Below are 18,237 nucleotides of genomic sequence, written 5' to 3'. Positions count from 1 at the left end.
TCCTTGACCTCGGTCCGTCGGATCCTGGCGATGAGACGCCACGCTCTTGTCTCGGGGCGGATGGCGCCGGACAGTACGGGCATGGCGGTCGTTGTGCTGGTGGGGACCCTGGACACCAAAGGGCTGGAGTACGGCTGGCTGCGGGAGCGGCTGCTGGGGCGGGGCGTCGACGTCCTGGTGGTCGACGCCGGGGTCATCGGCGCGCCGCGGAGCCATGCCGACATCACGCGCGCCGAGGTGGCCCGGGCGGCGGGGGTGGATCTGGAGCGATTACGGACGGAGGGCGACCGGGGCGCGGCCGTGACCGCGATGGCCCGGGGCGCCACCGAGGTCGTGCTGCGGTTGTACGGCGAGGGCCGGCTGCACGGAGTGCTGGCCCTCGGCGGCAGTGGCGGTACGTCCCTCGCGACGCGGGCGATGCGGGAGCTGCCGCTCGGGGTGCCGAAGGTGATGGTCTCCTCGATGGCCTCGGGCGACGTCTCGCCGTACGTCGGTTCCGCGGACATCAGCCTGATGTACAGCGTCGTGGACATCGCCGGGGTGAACCGCGTGTCCGCCCCGATCCTGGCGAACGCCGTCGACGCGGTCGCCGCGATGGCGCGCGGCTTCGCCGCCGACGGTGCCCGGGCGCTTCGCCCGGCCGAGCTGGGCGCGTCGGGCGGCACCGCCGGCGGGAACGGGCCTGAGGGCGAGGGGGCCGGCGGGGACAGGCCGCTGATCGCGGCGAGCATGGCGGGGGTGACGACGCCCGGTGTCGACGCCGCCCGCGGACGGCTGACGGACCGCGGTTACGAAGTGCTGGTGTTCCACGCCAGCGGGACGGGCGGGCGCACCCTCGAATCGCTCGCCGACCAGCGGCTGTTCACCGGCGTCCTGGACCTGACCCTCTGTGAACTGGCCGACGATCTCTGCGGGGGCATCCTGACCGCGGGACCGGACCGGCTGCTCGCCGCCGGCCGTCGTGGTCTTCCGCAGGTGGTGAGCCCCGGCGCTCTCGACATGGTGAAGTTCGGCCCACCGGACACCGTCCCCGCGCGCGTGCGGGACCGCGACGTACGGGTGCACAACCCCTCGATCACCGTCGTCCGCACGACCACGCGGGAGTGCGCCGAGCTGGGCAGGCGTGTCGCCGCGAAGCTGCGCGACGCGACGGGACCGACCACGGTGTGCCTTCCCCTGCGCGGGCTGTCCACGCTGGGCGCACCGGGCGAGCCGTACCACGATCCGGTCGCCGACGGGGCGCTCTTCGCCGCGCTGAAGGACGGGCTGCGGGGCAGCGCCGTCGCCGTGGTCGAGATCGACGCCCACATCAACGAACCGGCCTTCGGCCACGCGGCGGCGGACCTCCTGCACGGGATGGTCACCCGTAGCGGACGATCCGCCTGACCCCTGGAGGAGGCCCCCCGAGCCGTCACCCCGGCAGGTCCGCGAGGCGGCGGCGGTCCAGTGGAGAGGCGCGGCGGTCGAGACGCTCCTGGAGGAGGTGGCGTGCGGCGTCGCTGTGGCCCGCCTCCATGAGGGCGTACAGCAGCGTCTCCTCGACGACCTCGCGCTGCGCGGCACTGCCGCCCACCCTGCGCAGCGACGGCAGCAGCTCCCGCAGCACCCGCACGGCGGTCGTCCACCGCTCCTCCAGGACGGCCTCCAGCGCCCGGCACAGCGGCTCCACGACCTCCCGCTGTACGGCGTCCGCCTGGGCCGCGTGCCCGCGCAGGCGCCGGAGCGCGGGAAGGTCTCCGGCCGCGGTGAGCGCCACGGCGCTGTGCAGGGCCGTGAACGCCGTCGCCGGGCGCTCGACGAGTTCGACGGCGACCGCGTCGAGCACGCCGTCGGCGGGCATGCGGCCCGTCCAGTTCCGTGACATCCGGGCCCGCCACAGGAGCGACCCGGAGTCGACGAGGGCGCGGACGCCGTTCACCCGGCACGGGGCGAGCTGGGCGAACCAGCGGCGGCGCACCGCGGCGGCGTCGTCCAGGGCGAGTTCGTGCAGGGCCACGTGCCAGGAGAAGTGCGCCCGGTGGACCGCGCCCCGGCCCTGTCCGCCGATCCAGTCGTCGAGCCAGTCACGGCCCGTGCGGTGATCACCGGACTCGTAGTGGACGTGGGCGAGGGCGTGCACCGCGTGGCCGGACGCGGGCTCCGCGGCCAGCGCCACGCGGGCGAGGGCGCCCGCCTCGTCGACGTACCCCTCCTCCTGGCGCAGGAAGGCGACGAGCGAGGTGTGGAACCAGTGACCGTCGTAGACGGGCGCGGTGCGGTCCACCAGCCGTCGCGCCAAGGTGCCGTCGAGGTCGCCGACGCCGGAGAAGGCGATCGTGGGGACCGCGACGCTGAGCGCGAGGGCGTCCCCGGGGAAGCGGTCGAGATGGTCGATCAACGCCGTGTCGCCGTCCGAAGCCCGCCGGTCCCGGCCCGGGGCGGTCGACCGAGGGCCGGGCCCCGTCTCGATGCGGCGGGTGACGACGTCGACGAAGGAGCGTTCCCGCTCGTCGCCCCGTTCCCGTACACCGCGCTGGGCGTCGGCGAGCCTCCGGGCCACGTCGACCTCAGCGCCGCACTCGTGCCCGAGCAGGGCGAGCGCGGCATGGCCGAGGGCGAAGCCCGGGTCCAGTTCGGTGGCGCGGGTGAACGCCTCGGCGGCCTTGGCCCGCACGGTGATCACCCGGGCGAGTCCGGTACGGAAGGAAGCGGCGGCCGCCGCGTGGGTGGTGAGCGGGAGCCCGAACTGGTCGGTCGGGCGGCGCCGGTTGGCCCGTGGGGTGCGGGTGAGCGGGGCGAGGAGGGCCTCGGCGACGTCCCGCGCCTGGGAGCGGATCTCCGGGATCGCGGTGGTCTCCCACAGCTCACCGCGGCGGGACGCTCCGAGCGTGAACAGGGCGCGCCGCGCCTCCCCTCCGGCGTCGAGGAGACGGCCCTCGTCGGTGGCGACCCCGATGCCCAGGGGTCCCGGCACCGCGAGTCCCCCGGCGAGCAGGCCGCCCCACAGGGGGTCGGCGGCCGCGTCGAGCCGGAGCCCGGGCCCGGTGCAGTCCACGACCCATCCGACGGTGAGCCGCCGGCCGTCGGCCAGCGCCACGGTGAGGCGGCCGTCCTCGCACGGCGCGGCGGAGACGATCCGGCCGGCGTGCACGCGCAGTCGGCGAGCGGCCCGGGCACGGGCGACCGCCTCGGCGGTGACCGGCGCCATCCGGTGCCGGTGGACGTTCCACCGGGTGGCGTCGCGGCCGAGGAACTCGGCCTTCTCGTCGGCGGTGAGGCCCTGCCAGAGTTCGGCGACGCGGGGGCGCAGCCCGTCGAGGGCGGGCCGCCAGTCGCCGTGGTCGCGGAACGCCGCGGCCAGATGACGCCGTACGGCCGTGCGGAGCAGGCGGAGGGGCAGGCCGGCCAGGGCCGGAGGCGGGGGGACGGGCGGCAGCGGGGAGACGGCGTGCGGCTGGGGCAGCAGGCCGGTGCGGGACAGGGCGTGGACGGTGCGACCGGGGCGGTCGAGCACGAGTGCGAGGTCGATGGCGGTCAGTCCCGTGCCGACCAGCAGGACGTCGTGCTCCTCCCCCACGGCGTCGAGCGCGCCCGGCGCCCAGGGGTCCGCGAGGAACCGTTCGGAGGCGCGCAGCTCCGCCGGCGCCCAGGCCGACCCGCCGGACGCGGGTCCGGTGGCCAGGACCACGCTGTCGGCGGTGACCGTCGCTCCGTCGGCGAGCCGGAGCGCGAGGCGCCCGTCGGCCGTGTCGGCGCAACTCGTCGCCCGTGTACGCAGGCGGCGTACGGCGACCGTGCCGTGCGCGGTGATGATCGCGCGGCCGAGGGTGTCGGCGAGGTAGGAGCCGAAGCGGTGGCGGGAGGCGAAGTCGCCGTGTTCGACGGTCGGTTCGCCGTGGCGGCAGAGCCAGCGCTGGAAGTGGCCGGGGTCGTCCGGATAACAGCTCATCCCGCCGACCGGCACGTTGAGCCGGTGCTCCGGCACCTCGGTGGCGTAGGCGGTGCCGCGGCCCGCCTCCGCCGCCGGATCGATCAGGACCAGGTCGAGCGGAATGCGGCGTCGCGCCGCCGTCTCGCACAGCTGGACGGCGACGAGCGCCCCGGCCGCACCTGCTCCGACGACTGCCACGGTTGATCGCGGTACAGCGGACACCACGGATACCTCCGGCTCCAGGCGATTGATCAGACGTTGGTCAGGCTTGGCTCGGGCTGGTCTGGCTTGGTGGGGCTGGGTGTGGCTCGGTCGGGCGGGTCGCGTCGTGCGGGGCGTGCGACGCGGGTGTGACCGTCGGTGTGCGCCGCTCGCGGCCCGCGTGAAGTTCACTATGTCGATGAACAATGTGAAGTGACAAGGCCGCCGTGCGCGGGCGACCGTGCCGGATCGATTTCGCGCCAGGCATGAGACATTGAGTCGGTGAGGATCTCAGCGAGAACGGACTACGCGGTCCGGGCCATGGCGGAGCTGGCCTGCTCGACGGACCGGCCGCTGAAGGCGGAGGACATCGCGGGCCGTCAGGACATTCCCGTCCGCTTCCTCTTCGTCGTCCTCAGCGAGCTGCGCCAGGCGCGGCTGGTGCGGAGCGTGCGCGGGCCCGAGGGGGGCTACGTGCTCGCCAGGCCGCCCGCGGAGATCACGCTCGCCGACGTGATCCGGGCGATGGACGGTCCGCTTGTCAGCGTGCGTGACCTGAAGCTGACGGGCCTGGAGTACCAGGGCGCCGCGGCGCCGATGCCGGACGTGTGGCGAGCCGTGCGCGCAAGCCTGCGCCATGTCCTCGAGGGGACGACGCTCGCGGACCTCGCGTCGGGGACGCTGCCCGAGCTGGTGCGGGAGCGGGCCCGCGAATACAACGACGACGTACGCACGTATCCCTAAGGGTCGTCCCGCAAATGATCATCGGCTGTGGTGGGCGGTGGCGGAGGAGCTCGCGGGCCCCGTCTAGGGCGTGTTTCGGATCATCTGATCGTTGGTCTCGGGGTGACGATGACTGATGCTCAGTGGGCGCGGGGCGAACCGTTGTTGCCGGATCGGACGCCTCGGCGGGGTGGGCGATGGCGGGATCACCGCTTGGCGATCGACGCAATCGCGTTCAAGTACCGCACAGGGACGCCGTGGAGGGACTTGCCTGGACGCTTCGGGTCGTAGAAGGGCATCCATCACCGGCTGCGGAAGTGGGCCGTCCACGGGACCTGGGAGAAGGGGTTTACCGCTCTCCTGGGCCAGGCCGACACCGAGGGCGATCTGGACTGGGTCGCCGCAATCGACTCCACGATCGTCCGCCCCCACCAGCACGCGGCCGGGACCCGTCCGTTGGGTGCGGGATCACGGGAACAGCGTGTTGCCGGCAGGTGGCAGTGGACACCGCTGCCCTATCCGTGTGTTTCTCGGGTGCGGAGTCCGATGCTCACCTTGCGCCTCTGACCGGTCCCGAACGCTGCTGCTCGCGTTGCCCGTAGCGGGTCCTGCCCTGCGGCTTGTAGGTCGACAGGGCGATCGCCAGCAGAAGCACGACCAGGGCCGCGGCGGACTGGATGACGAGCTGGGTCCGCAGGCCGGTGAGGGTGTCGACGGACCAGTCCGGTGCCGCCGCCGCGCGCGCGATGTGGCTGATGGGCGGCATGTGGAGGAGGAGCGCGCCGGTCGCGAGAACGGTGATCGCGAGCTTCACCGTCACCCAGTAGTAGCGCAGGAGGCCCCACGTCGTTCCGAGTGAGGACACGACGCCAGTCACCAGGCTCGCGAAACAGAGCGGCAGGATCACGTACCAGCCGGTCACCCCCATCGTGACGTACACCGACCGCACCGTCAGCGCGTCCTGCGCGGTCAGTCCCGTCACGGCGAGAGCGAGGAAGACCGCGACCGCGCCGAACCACCCGACCGAAACGGTCACGTGAGAAGTGAGGGCGAGCTTGCGCTTGCGCGGCGACATCGCCATCAGCCGTGGCCCCGCATGCCGCCGCCGGCCAGATGGAGAGCGATGAAGGCCACCACGAGGATCGCGGCACCGATCAGGAGCGCGGTCACCCAGCGGGGCCGGGGGGCGTGCGGGGGAGGGGACTGCTCGGACATGAGAAAACTCCGATGCGTACGAAAGCGGAACGGCGGGAGGTCGGGCAGCCCACTTTTTCGATACAGGTTGTCTCTGTCAAGTCATAGTGTCACGCTTGCGTCGTCCCGTACATTGTGGGGATGCCGAAGCTGTGGAACGAGACGATCGAAGAACACCGCAACGCTGTGCGGGACGCGACGCTCGACGCCACCGCCACGCTCGTGGCCGAGCACGGCCTGATGTCCGTGACGATGTCGCGGATCGCGCAGGAGACCGGCATCGGGCGGGCGACGCTCTACAAGTACTTCCCGGACGTCGAGTCGATCCTTGTCGCCTGGCATGAGCGTCGGGTCGCCCACCACCTCGAACAGCTGCAAGCCGTACGGGACCGCACTGCGGATCCCGGCCGGCAGCTCCACGCCGTCCTGGAGATGTACGCGCTCATCTCATACGAGCGCCATGGTCACCACGACACCGACATGGCCGCCCTGCTCCACCAGGGCCAGGCCATCACCCAGGCTCACCAGCGACTCCTGGAGCTCGTCCGAGACCTCGTCGCCGAGGGCGCCGCGAGCGGTGCGCTGCGTGCCGACGTCGCCGCCGATGAGCTCGCCGCGTACTGCCTCCACGCCCTCGGCGCGGCGGCGGGGCTGCCGTCGAAGGCGGCGGTCCGGCGGCTCGTGGAGGTGACGCTCGCCGGCTTGCGGCCCGCGGACCGTCCCGTCGATGCCGGTGAACCGGCGATCTTGAGCGGGCACCAGATCGAGGATCGGCAACATCCTCGACACGGCTCTCGGTGAGTCCGCCGTGAGCGGCAGCGCCACTGCCTTCCTCGCGGGGCACAGGTGTCAGACGGCGAGGGTACGACGGAGTCCCGGCGGCGCCCCGTCCAAGGGCTGTCCCGCAAACGCTGGCGGGGCTGCGCTGAGGTGAGAGCGGGATACCCGCGATACTCCGACGCGGCGGCTGTGGCAGCCTGCCGGCATGCCATGGGAGCTGCGAGAACACGCAGGCCGTCACTACGCCGTCCTGTTCCACCACGCCTTGCCCGACGATGCCTGGGCCGTGGAACCGAGCGAGGCTCGGCCTGCGCCGGCCAACTCCGACGCCACGGTGACCCGCTTTCCGGGTTCTGCTTGCCTGGTAGCCCTTGTTCCAGACGAGGACCCGAGTCCGGAACCGACCGTTCGTGTCTACAGTCCGGACGAACGCGTGGTGCCCTACGAGATCATGCGCTGGTTTATGGAACAGGTGGCCGACCAGGTTGAACGCTGTCGCATCGCGTTCGAGCAGGGTGAACCGGAAGCAGTGGAATGATCACGCAGCGGCTGGTGTGATCACGGCGTCAGAGCCCTCTGGGACAGCCCCGTTCAGCGGACTGAGCCCACGGCAGTTCGGGAAGCTGATCTCCGCGTTACAACGCGAGAGCGCCACCCCGGTTCACACGGGTCGGCCGTGGGGCCTCCTGCTGGAGGACCGGGTCGGCACGCTGGTGCCCACCCAACCGCAACGACTGCAAGGCGTGGGAGCTGTCCGGGGCGAAGGCCGCCGCCGGAAAGACCACTGTGATCGCGGACGCCGGCTACCGCGGCACCGGCCTGCTCATCCCGCACCGCCGCGAACCCGGCCAGGCTGAACTCACAGCCTGAAAGGAGGAACATAACGCCTCCCACCGCAAGCTCCGCACCCGCGTCGAGCACACCTTCGCTCGCATGAAGACCTGGAAGATCCTCCGTGACTGCCGTCTGGAGGGCGATGGAGTCCGCCACGCCGTGCTCGGCATCGCTCGCCTCCACCACCTCGCCTTGACCGGGTAGAGGATCTGTGCCGACGGTCGATGAGGACCACTTCTGAGATCACTTGCGGGACAGCCTGAGGGGGACCAGCACCCGAAGCGGGACCGAAGGCCGCACGACGACGTTGTGCGGCCTTCAGCCTTTTCCCACGACAAGGCACATTCCGGCAACCGCCGGAACTCCGGTAGGTCCGGGGAACTCCCGGGAGAAAAGCGACGTCCCGCGACGGTCGCTCAATCTGCACACCGAATGCGCAGGGGACACACCTTCTGCCGAAGTCCCTCTCGGGGCGTGGGCCGACGCGCCCCCGCCACCGGCCCGGCTGATCCGGAATGTCGCATTCCGGCCTGTCGGGGCGGTCGTCACCCCGCGCGGCAGTCGGTGATCTCGTGAAGAAGGTGCCACCGACTGATGGACGAATATCCACGGCACCGCAATTCCGGCTCCATTCATGCAGGTTGAAGGCGTTGTTCGATTGGCTGGCCGTCAGGCTGACGTGCTTTGATCCAGCACACCGCGGAAGTTTCCCCTCCGGATCGGCGCCACCGGTCCGGCAATGACCTCCACGGTTGTTTCGATACGTCCCCATGTGAAGGGAAACTCACCTCATGAACTTCGTCCCCCAGGTCGAGACCCAGGAAATCTCCGACGCCGACCTGGACAACGTGTCCGGCGGTCTGCTCGGTGGCGTCGTCGCCAACTCCACCATCGCCCTCGACGGCATCGCCCCGGCCATCGCCCCCCTCGCCGGCTCGGTCATCGGCACCGTCGAGGGTGCGACCGGCCTGAACACCGCGCCGATCACGGGCATCGCCACCTCGACGATCGCCGGCGTCTGATCCCAGGACGTCCGCATCGTCGTGTGCCCCGGATCCGCTCAGGATCCGGGGCACACGCCGCGTGACCCCCGCGCGAGCGACCGCCTCCACCCACCCAGCGCCCCACCGCCACCACCAGCACCGCCGGCGATACGCAGCCCCGCGCGATACCGAGCAGCCACACCGCACTCGAGGGAAGAGTGCCGTGCAGTTCCGCCAACAAGCCCTTTCCAAGCTGCAGTCGGCCGACGAGATCGACCTGCCGGTCCGCTTCGCCCGTCCGCAGGGTTGGCTCGTTCTCTGCGTCACCGTCGCCGTCATGATCGCCGCGAGCCTCTGGGCGGTGACCGGCACCGTCGCGACGACCCTCGACGCCCCCGGCATCCTGACCCACGCGCAGGGCAGCTACGTCCTGCAGAGCCCCGTCGCCGGACAGGTCACCGACGTACTCGCCGAGGAAGGGGCCCGCGTCCCCGCCGACGCCCCCCTGCTCCGGGTCCGCACCCCGCAGGGCACGAGCGTCGCCGTCCGCAGCCTCGCCGCCGGCCGGCTGACGGCCCTGGCCACCGGCATCGGCTCCGTGGTCACCGTCGGAGCCGACGTGGCGGCGGTCGAGCGCGTCGCCCGCCCGGACGACCCCCTGATGGCCGTGGTGTACGTACCGGCCGACAGCGGATCGGCCGTCCCCGTCGGAGCGGCGGTGGACCTGACCGTCCAGTCGGTGGCCCCCGGGCAGTACGGAGTGCTGCGCGGCCGCGTGGAGTCCGTCGGCCGCACCGCGCAGTCGGCTCAGCAGATCGCGGCCTTCCTGGGCAGCGCCCAGCTGGGCGAACACCTCGCGGGGCAGGGCCGGGCCGTACCGGTCCGTGTCCGCCTCCTCGACGCACCGGGCACCGCCTCCGGCCACGCCTGGTCGTCCGCCGAAGGCCCGCCGTTCCGGCTCTCCTCCATGACGCCGGCCGACGGCGCCGTACACCTGGCCGAACAGCACCCGATCGATTGGCTGCTTCCATGAGCACCGAGCAGCGGCTTCCCTCCGCGGGCCACCGCCGGAACCGCCCGGAAGGGGCTCCCGCCGGCCGGCGAGCCCAGCGCGGCAAGGCCGGGCGGAAGGGCCCGGCGAAGGCCGGGGCGAAGAGGCAGAAGGCCGTACGCACGCCCACCGTCCTCCAGATGGAGGCAGTCGAGTGCGGCGCGGCGGCCCTGGCCATGGTGCTCGCCCACTACGGCCGGCACGTGCCGCTGGAGGAGCTGCGGATCGCCTGCGGGGTGTCCCGTGACGGTTCGCGGGCCAGCAACGTCCTGAAGGCGGCACGCGGCTACGGCCTCCAGGCCAAGGGCATGCAGATGGAACCGGCCGCACTGGCCGGGGTGCGGCCGCCCGCCATCCTCTTCTGGGAGTTCAACCACTACGTCGTGTACGACGGCATGGGGCGGGGGCTGCGGCGGCGCGGCGTGCACGTCAACGACCCCGGCAAGGGCCGCCGCTTCGTGCCGATGGAGGACTTCGACACCAGTTTCACCGGCGTCGCCCTGCTCTTCGAACCGACCGCCGCCTTCCGTCCCGGCGGCCGCAAGCCGGGCATCCTGCGTGCCCTGCCCGCCCGGCTGCGCGGCACCACCGGCACGCTCCTGGCCACCCTGCTCGCCAGTCTGCTGCTGGTCGCCGTCGGTGCCGCGCTGCCCGCGCTGAGCCGCACGTACATCGACCTCTTCCTGATCGGCGGGCGGACGTCCCTGCTCGGACCGCTCTTCGCGTCGATGGCGGCGCTGGTGGCGCTCACCGCCGTCCTGACGGGGCTTCAGCAGGCGAACCTGCTGCGCGGCCGCATCATCTCCTCCACGCTCGGCAGCGCCCGGTTCCTGCGGCACCTGATGCGACTGCCCGTCACGTTCTTCGCCCAGCGCAGCCCCGCCGATCTCGTCCAGCGCCTCCAGTCCAACGACGCCGTCGCCGAGACCCTCGCCAGGGATCTCGCCGCCGCGGGCGTGGACGGGGTGGTGGTGATCCTCTACGCCGTCCTGCTGTGGACGTACGACCCTCAGCTGACCCTCGTCGGGGTGCTGATCGCGCTCCTCAACGTGGTGGCGATGCGGATCGTGATCCGTCTGCGCGCCAACGACACCCAGAAGCTGCGCGCGGACAACGCCCGGCTGACGACAACGTCGTACACCGGCCTGCAGCTCATCGAGACAATGAAGGCCACCGGCGGGGAGAACGGCTTCTTCCGCCGCTGGGCGGGGCAGCACGCCACCACCCTGGAGGTGCAGCAGCGCCTCGGCGTGCCGAGCGCGGTCCTCGCCGTCGTCGCGCCCGCCCTCGCCACGCTGAACAGCGCCCTGATCCTCTGGATCGGCGGGCTGCGCGCGGTGGAGGGCCACATCTCGATCGGCCTGCTCGTCGCCTTCCAGGCGCTCGTCACCCGCTTCACGGCGCCGATCACCCGGCTGAACGGGGTGGCGGGCAGGATCCAGGACTTCGCCGCGGACGTGGCCCGGCTGAAGGACGTCGAGAACTTCCCCGTCGACGCGGTCTACTGGGGCCGGGAGACCGGCACGAGCACCCGCAGGCTCCGTGGCCATGTGGCGCTGGAGAACGTCACGTTCGGGTACAGCCCGCTAGACAAGCCGCTGCTCACCGGCTTCTCGCTCACCGTGGGCCCCGGGCAGCAGATCGCGCTCGTCGGCGGCTCCGGCAGCGGCAAGTCCACCGTCTCGCGGCTCATCTCCGGCCTCTACCCCCCTTGGGAGGGCACCATCCGGATCGACGACCGGCCGCTGGAGGACATCCCCCGCGGCGCGCTGGCCGCCTCCGTCTCCTTCGTCGACCAGGACGTCTTCCTCTTCGAGGGGACGGTCCGGGACAACGTGGCGCTGTGGGACCCGTCGATACCGGACGAGGCGGTGGTGACCGCCCTCAGGGACGCGGCGCTGTACGAGGTGATCGCGCGGCGCCCCCAGGGGATCCACAGCCGGGTCGAGCAGGACGGCCGCAACTTCTCCGGCGGGCAGCGGCAGCGTCTGGAGATCGCCAGGGCGCTGGTGCGCCGGCCGAGCATCCTCGTCCTCGACGAGGTCACGAGCGCTCTGGACGCGGAGACGGAGCGCGTCATCATCGACAACCTGCGGCGGCGCGGCTGCGCGTGCGTGGTGATCGCGCACCGGCTGAGCACGGTCCGCGACAGCGACGAGATCCTGGTGCTCGACCACGGCGCGGTCGTCGAGCGGGGCCGGCACGAGGAGCTGGTCGCGGCCGGGGGGCCGTACGCCGAGCTGGTCAGGGAGCACTGACGTGGCATCGCTGTACCAGCAGCCCGCCGACGCGTCCGGACACCCGCCGGGGAGTACGCCGGCGTCCGGTGGACCCGGCGGGACGGACCTGGTCCTCCACGCCCTGGGCGGTCTCGGCGCGCCCGTCGACTGCGCGGGCCTGCGCACTCTTCCGCTCGAGGGGCCTCAGGTGTTGTGGCTGGTCGCGGCCGGGGCCCTGGACCTCTTCGCGTACGACCCCGTCCAGCAGGGCCAGTGGCACTTCCTGGGCCGCCTGGAGGCGGGAAGCCTGCTCCTCGGGCCGGTCGAGGGCCCGCAGCACACCCTGCTCGGCCGGCCGTCCCAGGGCTGCCTGATGCGGCGGATCGGGCTGCGGGAGCTGTACCGGCCGGAGACGGACGGGACGTACGGCGGGTACGGCGGGTACGGCGGGTACGGCGGTCAGGGGACGTACGCCGAACACGGCGGCGGGTACGGGACCGGCGGGCTCCAGGGGTACGACGACCGGTACGAGCAGTACGGGCAGTACGGGCAGTACGGGCAGTACCAGCAAGATGGGCAGCCCGTCCCGCCCACGCCGCTGGAGCACGCCTTCGCCCTCGGGATCGGCCGCGGCCTGGCCGTGCTCTTCGAGGCGCCGTCGGACGGACGTCCGGGCGCCGACGAGTCCCTGGCCGACGACGACGTCCTGTGGATGTCGGTCGAGCCGGGCAGCGTCCGGTACGGGGCTTCGCTCGGCGCGGAGACGGCGGGCGACCTGCTGATCGACGGCGCGATGTGGCAGGGCATGCTGAGCCGGCAGCACCGCCTGCTGTCCGCCGTGGACCGCTGGATCGACGGTCTGGAGCGCGCCCACGAGGACAGGACGGCCGAGGGCATCAGGGCGGGCGCCGCCGTTCGGGCCCGTGCGGACCAGGCGTTGCTGGCCTCGATCGGCCGACCGGACCGGGGCCGCCGCGGCGCCAGGGCGGACGGCACCGGTACAGCCGCCGCCGGCGGCTCCGGCGCGGCGGACGACGCGGTGTACGCGGTCTGCCGGCTCGTCGCCGCCGAGGTCGGGATCACGCTCGCCGAGGAGCCGCCGAGGGGCGACGGGGCGAGTGAGCGGGTCACCCCGGTCGAGCGGATCGCGTCGGCCGCCCGGATCCGTACGCGCGCCGTCCGGCTCGACGGCGAGTGGTGGCGCACGGACAGCGGCCCCCTGGTGGGGCATCGCGCCGCGTCGGGCGCGCCGGTCGCGCTGGTGTGGCGGCGAGGACGGTACGAGGCGGTCAACGCGGTCACCGGGCGGCGGCAGCGCGTCGGCCGGGACAGCGCCGAGGAGTTCGAGCCGCGGGCGGTGATGTTCTACCGTCCCCTGCCGGACCGGCCGATGACCCCCTGGCGGCTGCTCCTCTTCAGCGCGCGCGGCACCCGGAAGGACGTGCGGAACCTGCTGCTGGCCGGTCTGGTCACGGTGGGCCTGGGCGCCCTCGTGCCGATCGCCACCGGCCGGGTGCTCGGCGTCCACGTACCGAAGGCCGAGAGCGGTCTCATCATCCAGGTCTCGGTCGCCGTCATGATCACCAGCGTGGTCACCGCGGCGTTCACATTGGTGCAGAACCTGACCCTGCTGCGTCTGGAGGGGCGGGTCGAGAGCATCCTGCAACCCGCCGTGTGGGACCGGCTTCTGCGGCTGCCGACGTCGTTCTTCGCCGAGCGGTCCACCGGGGAGCTGGCGAGCGCGGCGATGGGCATCAGCGCCATCCGCCGGGTACTGACGGGCGTCGGTCCGGTGGTCGTCCAGGCCGGCACGGTCGGCGCGATGAACGTCGTCCTGCTGTTCTGCTACAGCGTGCCGCTCGCGCTGGTCGCGCTGGCGATGCTCGTCGTCGTAGGGGCGGTGTTCCTCGGGATGGGTCTGTGGCAGCTGCGATGGCAGCGCCGTCTCGTCGAGCTGGGCAACAAGCTGAACAACCAGGCGTACCAGACCCTGCGCGGCCTGCCCAAGCTGCGGGTCGCGGCGGCGGAGAGCTTCGCGTACGCGGCCTGGGCCCGCGAGTTCGCCCGCTCCAGGGAACTCCAGCAGCGGGCGGGCCGCGTCCGGAACCTGACCACCGTCCTGGACGCGGTCTGTCTGCCGCTCTGCTCGCTCATCATGTTCATGCTGCTCGCCGGTCCGGCCCGCGGCACCATGTCGGCGGGTGCCTTCCTGACCTTCAGCACCGCCCTGACCATGCTCCTGACCTCGGTCACGCAGATCACCGGGGCGATGGTCTCGGCCGCCGCCGTGACACCCCTCTTCGAGCAGGTGAAACCCCTGCTGGACGCGGAGCCGGAGGTACGCGGCGCCGGCGCGCAGCCCGGCACGCTGACCGGTGCGATCGAGGCGCGCCGCCTCTCCTTCCGCTACACGGACGACGGCCCGCTGGTGCTCGACGACGTGTCCCTGGAGGTGCGCCCGGGTGAGTTCGTGGCGGTCGTCGGGCCGAGCGGCTGCGGCAAGTCGACGCTCCTGCGCCTGCTCATCGGCTTCGACCGGCCGACCTCCGGCAGTGTCCTCTACGACGGCCAGGACCTGGCGGCCCTGGACCAGGCGGCCGTGCGCCGGCAGTGCGGGGTGGTCCTGCAGAACGCGCAGCCGCTGACGGGTTCGATCCTGGACTGCATCTGCGGGGCCGAGTCGTTCACGCAGGAGGAGGTGTGGGAGGCGGCCGCGATGGCGGGGCTCGCCGAGGACATCCAGCGGATGCCGATGGGTCTGCACACCCTGATCGCGGGGGGCGGAGCCATCTCGGGCGGTCAGCGCCAGCGCCTGATGATCGCTCAGGCGCTCGTCCGGCGGCCCCGCGTGCTCTTCTTCGACGAGGCCACCAGCGCGCTCGACAACGAGACCCAGCGCACCGTGATCGAGAGCACGCGCAGCCTGGAGTCCAGCCGTCTCGTGATCGCCCACCGGCTGTCCACGGTCATGGACGCCGACCGGGTGATCGTCATGTCGGAGGGCCGCATCGTCGAACAGGGCCCGCCGGCCGCACTGCTGGCCACTCCGGGCGGGTTCCTGCACGACCTCGTACGGCGGCAGATGGCCTGACGGGGGCGGCCGGGGTGCCGCTCCCGTGGGAGGAGCGGGTTCCCCCCTTCGCGGGAGGAGTGGCTTGGGCCCTTCGGAGGAGGAGCGGTTCCGCCCATCGGAGGGGGAACGGTTCCGCCCTTCGGAGGAGCGCAGGCGGCAGTACGTCCACCGGGGTGTGAACCACCGGACGGGGTTCCTGGACGGTGATCGTTTCCGCGTGATGGCCTGCGTCGCATGATCATTCGCATGAGGTTCGCCGCGGCGGCCACCGCCGTCGCGGCCACCGCCGTCGCCGCCGCGCTCGCGCCGGCCGCCGCCACCCCGTCCACGACCACGCCCGCCGACCGATCCGCCCCCGGCTTGGCCACGGCCTCGGCCCCCGCCCCGCTCCACACCTCGCCCCGCGCCGTTCCGGGCCGGTACATCGTGACGCTCGACAAGCGGCTCGACGCGGGGACGTTCGCGGAGCAGCTGAAGCTGAAGCCGACGTTCCTCTACACCAAGGCGCTGAACGGGTTCGCGGTGCCGCTGACCCTGTCCCAGCTCAAGTCCGTCCGCAACGCCCTCGGGGTGTCGGCGGTGGAGGAGGACGCCGAGGTGTCGGTGGCCGCACCCGCGGGGGCGCTGGGTGCCCGCCGCGCGCCGGCCGCCTCCTGGGGCCTGGACCGGATCGACCAGAAGGCGCTCCCCCTGGACGACAGCTTCACCGCCACGGCGGACGGCACGGGGGTCAACGCGTACGTCATCGACACCGGCATCGACTACACGCACGCGGAGTTCGGCGGGCGTGCCGCCCTGGGCTTCGACGCCATCGGCGACGGGCGCGCCGGCGCGGACTGTCAGGGGCACGGCACCCATGTCGCCGGGACGATCGCCGGCAAGACGTTCGGCGTGGCCCGCAACGCCCACCTGTTCAGCGTCCGGGTCCTCGGCTGCGACGGCACGGGCCGGTGGTCGGGCATCCTCGCGGGCATGGACTGGGTCGCGAAGAACGCCAAGCAGCCGGCCGTGGTGAACGCGTCGTTCGGAGGCCCGGAGTCCGACGCCGTGGACCACGCCGCCGCCTCGATGGCCGCGGCCGGCGTCCTCCCGGTGGTGGCAGCGGGCAACTCCGCCGTCGACGCCTGCGACATCTCCCCCGCCGGGGCGGACGGCGTGGTGACGGTCGGCGCGACCAACCGGCGGGACGAGGAGACGAGCTTCTCCAACTGGGGCGAGTGCCTGGGGCTCTACGCTCCCGGCGAGGCGGTCGTCTCGGCGAAGCTCGGCGGCGGCAGCGTCGCCGAGGACGGTACGTCGATGGCCTCCCCACACGTGGCGGGAGTGGCCGCCCTCTACAAGCAGGCGCACCCGGAGGCGAGCGCCGAGGAGGTCGCCGTCTGGCTCGAGAAGCAGTCCACCAAGGACGTCCTGAAGAACGTCAGCGAGTCCAGCCCCAACAAGCTCCTCTTCACCGGCGGCTCCTGACCCTCCGTGGGACCGCCCTCGGGCCACCGCCGGGGGCGCGCACAGGGTGGGCGCCGGGTGACCGCGGTCGAGGAGACCTCGCGGCGCCGGCCGGCGGCGCCCGGGGCCGGCGGTGCGCCCGTCCGCTACATCCCGCCCGCCACGCGCAGGACCGCGCCGGTCGCGTAGGAGGCGTCGTCCGAGAGGAGCCAGGCGACGGCGCCGGAGATCTCGTCCGGGTGGCCCGCGCGGCCCATCGGGATCACCGGCGCCACGCGCGCCGGACGCTGCGGATCCTCGTGGAAGTCGGTCCACACCGTGCCCGGGGCCACGCAGTTCACGCGGATCCCCTCCCCCGCCACCTCCTTGGCGAGGCCCACCGTCATCGCGTCGACGGCGGCCTTGGCGGCGGCGTAGTGCACGTACTGCCCGGGGCTGCCGAGCGTCGCCGCCGCGGAGGAGACGTTGACGATCGCCCCTCCGCCGTGTGCGGCCATGTCCCGCACCGCGCGCCGGGCGCACAGCAGGTAGCCCAGGACGTTGACCTCCAGGGCGCGCCGCATCCCCTCCGGGTCGGCGTCGGCGAGGCGGCCGTTGGGCCCGCTCACACCGGCGTTGTTCACGAGTCCGGTCACCGGGCCGAGGCCGGCCGCCGCGTCGAACAGGCCGTCGACATCGGCCTCGGCCGCCGTGTCCACCCGTACGGTCAGACACCGTCGGCCGGCGGCTTCGACGGCGTCCGCCACCTCTCGCGCCGCCGCCTCGTCCGAGCGGTAGCCGATCACGATGTCGTGGCCCTCCTCGGCCAGCCGCCGGCAGACGGCCGCCCCGATCCCCCGGCTTCCGCCCGTCACCACCGTGAGCCTCTGCTGCGTCGACATGCCACCCCTTCTCCGTCGCGTGGGCCCGTCCGTCGGAGCGGGCCGCCGTCGCGCTCTTTATGATCGCGGAGACGTACGGCAGCGACGACGGAGGCTCGATGACCATGGCGGACCAGCGCGTGTACCTCGTGACCGGCGGCGGGACGGGCATCGGCGCCGCGACCGCCCGGCTGCTGCGCGAGGCGGGTCACAATGTGGTGGTCTCGGGGCGTCGGCCGGAGCCCTTGCGGCTGGTCGCCGAGGAGACCGGGGCGCTGGCCGTCCCCTCCGACATCGGCGACCCCGACGCCGTACGCGCGCTCGTCGAAGCGGCCGTCGCCGCCTACGGCCGTCTCGACGGGCTCGTCCTCAACGCCGGCATCGGCCGCGGCGGCGGCGTCGGCGAGGTGACCCCGGAGGACTGGGAGGCCGTGATGCGCACGAACCTCACCGGACCGTTCCACCTCCTGCGCGCCGCCCTCCCGCACCTGCTCGACGCCCGCGGGGCGGTCGTGGCGGTCGCCTCCGTCTCCGCCCTGCGCAACGGCGTGGGCAACGCCGCCTACGCCACCTCCAAGGCGGCGCTGCTCCAGCTCTGCCGTTCCCTCTCGGTCGACTACGGGGCCGCGGGCCTGCGTGCCAACACGGTGTGCCCGAGCTGGGTGCGCACCGACATGGCGGACCGCCGGATGAGCAGGTTCGCCGACGAGGCGGGGCTGGGGGCGGGCGGCGTCGACGCGGCGTACGAGGAGGTCACGCGGGTCCTGCCCGCCGGGCGCCCCGGGGAGCCGCGCGAGGTGGCCGAGGCCGTCGCGTGGCTGCTGTCGCCCGCCTCCTCCTTCGTCAACGGTGCCGTGCTGACCGTCGACGGCGGCGTGACCGCGCTCGACCCGGGCACGCTCGCCTTCGACTACCGCATCGAGCCCCGGGCACCCCGCGCCTGACCCCGCCCCGCGTCCGTCG

The 18,237-nt window shown here is 72.9% G+C and carries 15 protein-coding genes and 1 pseudogene; 12 read left to right on the top strand and 4 right to left on the bottom strand.

The window, feature by feature from the left end; genetic code table 11:
* Positions 1 to 81 precede the first annotated feature (81 nt).
* Positions 82 to 1,386 carry a Tm-1-like ATP-binding domain-containing protein gene (locus tag ACZ68P_RS14645; RefSeq protein ID WP_471005968.1) on the top strand — a complete coding sequence of 435 codons (1,305 nt, stop codon included), beginning with the start codon at positions 82 to 84 and terminating at the stop codon, positions 1,384 to 1,386.
* Between the two features lie 25 nt (positions 1,387 to 1,411).
* Here ACZ68P_RS14645 and ACZ68P_RS14640 read toward each other — a convergent pair whose 3' ends face one another.
* Positions 1,412 to 4,108 carry an FAD/NAD(P)-binding protein gene (locus ACZ68P_RS14640; RefSeq protein WP_471005967.1) on the bottom strand — a complete coding sequence of 899 codons (2,697 nt, stop codon included), beginning with the start codon at positions 4,106 to 4,108 and terminating at the stop codon, positions 1,412 to 1,414.
* A gap of 285 nt (positions 4,109 to 4,393) precedes the next feature.
* Between ACZ68P_RS14640 and ACZ68P_RS14635 the strand changes: the two genes are divergently transcribed.
* Positions 4,394 to 4,855, top strand: a complete 462-nt coding sequence (locus ACZ68P_RS14635; RefSeq protein WP_365720385.1) for an RrF2 family transcriptional regulator — start codon at positions 4,394 to 4,396, stop codon at positions 4,853 to 4,855.
* Between the two features lie 108 nt (positions 4,856 to 4,963).
* On the top strand, positions 4,964 to 5,125 hold the full coding sequence (locus ACZ68P_RS14630; RefSeq protein ID WP_471005964.1) for a transposase: 162 nt from the start codon (positions 4,964 to 4,966) through the stop codon (positions 5,123 to 5,125).
* A gap of 259 nt (positions 5,126 to 5,384) precedes the next feature.
* On the opposite strand, the gene ACZ68P_RS14625 is transcribed toward ACZ68P_RS14630, so the two are convergent.
* Together ACZ68P_RS14625 and ACZ68P_RS14620 are read right to left on the bottom strand one after the other, a co-directional pair.
* The gene (locus ACZ68P_RS14625; RefSeq protein WP_471005962.1) at positions 5,385 to 5,870 is read right to left on the bottom strand and encodes a hypothetical protein; all 486 of its coding nucleotides are present in this window, start codon (positions 5,868 to 5,870) and stop codon (positions 5,385 to 5,387) included.
* Positions 5,871 to 5,914: 44 nt separating this feature from the next.
* Positions 5,915 to 6,049, bottom strand: a complete 135-nt coding sequence (locus tag ACZ68P_RS14620) for a hypothetical protein (protein WP_471005961.1) — start codon at positions 6,047 to 6,049, stop codon at positions 5,915 to 5,917.
* Between the two features lie 120 nt (positions 6,050 to 6,169).
* On the opposite strand from ACZ68P_RS14620, the gene ACZ68P_RS14615 reads away from it, so the two are divergent.
* From ACZ68P_RS14615 to ACZ68P_RS14580, 8 genes and pseudogenes are all read left to right on the top strand, one after another.
* Entirely contained in the window at positions 6,170 to 6,829 is a 660-nt protein-coding gene (locus tag ACZ68P_RS14615; protein ID WP_471005959.1) for a TetR/AcrR family transcriptional regulator, read from the top strand.
* Positions 6,830 to 7,013: 184 nt separating this feature from the next.
* Positions 7,014 to 7,346 (top strand): hypothetical protein, encoded by a 333-nt coding sequence (locus ACZ68P_RS14610; RefSeq protein WP_471005956.1) that lies wholly within the window; start codon positions 7,014 to 7,016, stop codon positions 7,344 to 7,346.
* Positions 7,324 to 7,846, top strand: a pseudogene (locus ACZ68P_RS14605) (transposase family protein). The gene ACZ68P_RS14610 and the pseudogene ACZ68P_RS14605 overlap by 23 nt, the downstream one beginning before the upstream one ends.
* 587 nt (positions 7,847 to 8,433) lie before the next feature.
* Positions 8,434 to 8,664 (top strand): type A2 lantipeptide, encoded by a 231-nt coding sequence (locus ACZ68P_RS14600; RefSeq protein WP_471005955.1) that lies wholly within the window; start codon positions 8,434 to 8,436, stop codon positions 8,662 to 8,664.
* A gap of 184 nt (positions 8,665 to 8,848) precedes the next feature.
* Positions 8,849 to 9,658, top strand: coding sequence for a hypothetical protein (locus tag ACZ68P_RS14595; RefSeq protein WP_471005952.1), 810 nt, complete (start codon positions 8,849 to 8,851; stop codon positions 9,656 to 9,658).
* The gene (locus ACZ68P_RS14590) at positions 9,655 to 11,934 is read left to right on the top strand and encodes an NHLP family bacteriocin export ABC transporter peptidase/permease/ATPase subunit (RefSeq protein ID WP_471005950.1); all 2,280 of its coding nucleotides are present in this window, start codon (positions 9,655 to 9,657) and stop codon (positions 11,932 to 11,934) included. Before ACZ68P_RS14595 ends, ACZ68P_RS14590 begins: the two co-directional genes overlap by 4 nt.
* A 1-nt stretch (position 11,935) precedes the next feature.
* Positions 11,936 to 14,986: an NHLP bacteriocin export ABC transporter permease/ATPase subunit gene (locus ACZ68P_RS14585; RefSeq protein ID WP_471005948.1), complete on the top strand. Its 3,051-nt coding sequence runs from the start codon at positions 11,936 to 11,938 to the stop codon at positions 14,984 to 14,986.
* Between the two features lie 228 nt (positions 14,987 to 15,214).
* Positions 15,215 to 16,435 carry a S8 family peptidase gene (locus ACZ68P_RS14580; RefSeq protein WP_471005946.1) on the top strand — a complete coding sequence of 407 codons (1,221 nt, stop codon included), beginning with the start codon at positions 15,215 to 15,217 and terminating at the stop codon, positions 16,433 to 16,435.
* A 125-nt stretch (positions 16,436 to 16,560) separates the two neighbouring features.
* Here ACZ68P_RS14580 and ACZ68P_RS14575 read toward each other — a convergent pair whose 3' ends face one another.
* Complete coding sequence (locus tag ACZ68P_RS14575; RefSeq protein WP_471005945.1) at positions 16,561 to 17,295, bottom strand: SDR family NAD(P)-dependent oxidoreductase; 735 nt, start codon at positions 17,293 to 17,295, stop codon at positions 16,561 to 16,563.
* Between the two features lie 104 nt (positions 17,296 to 17,399).
* Between ACZ68P_RS14575 and ACZ68P_RS14570 the strand changes: the two genes are divergently transcribed.
* Positions 17,400 to 18,218: an SDR family NAD(P)-dependent oxidoreductase gene (locus tag ACZ68P_RS14570; protein ID WP_471006381.1), complete on the top strand. Its 819-nt coding sequence runs from the start codon at positions 17,400 to 17,402 to the stop codon at positions 18,216 to 18,218.
* Positions 18,219 to 18,237 lie beyond the last annotated feature (19 nt).

Source organism: Streptomyces sp. NPDC036822 (genome assembly GCF_055609145.1).
The sequence above is the reverse complement of the archived record's forward strand: the minus strand, read 5'-3'. Positions and strand labels throughout refer to the sequence as shown.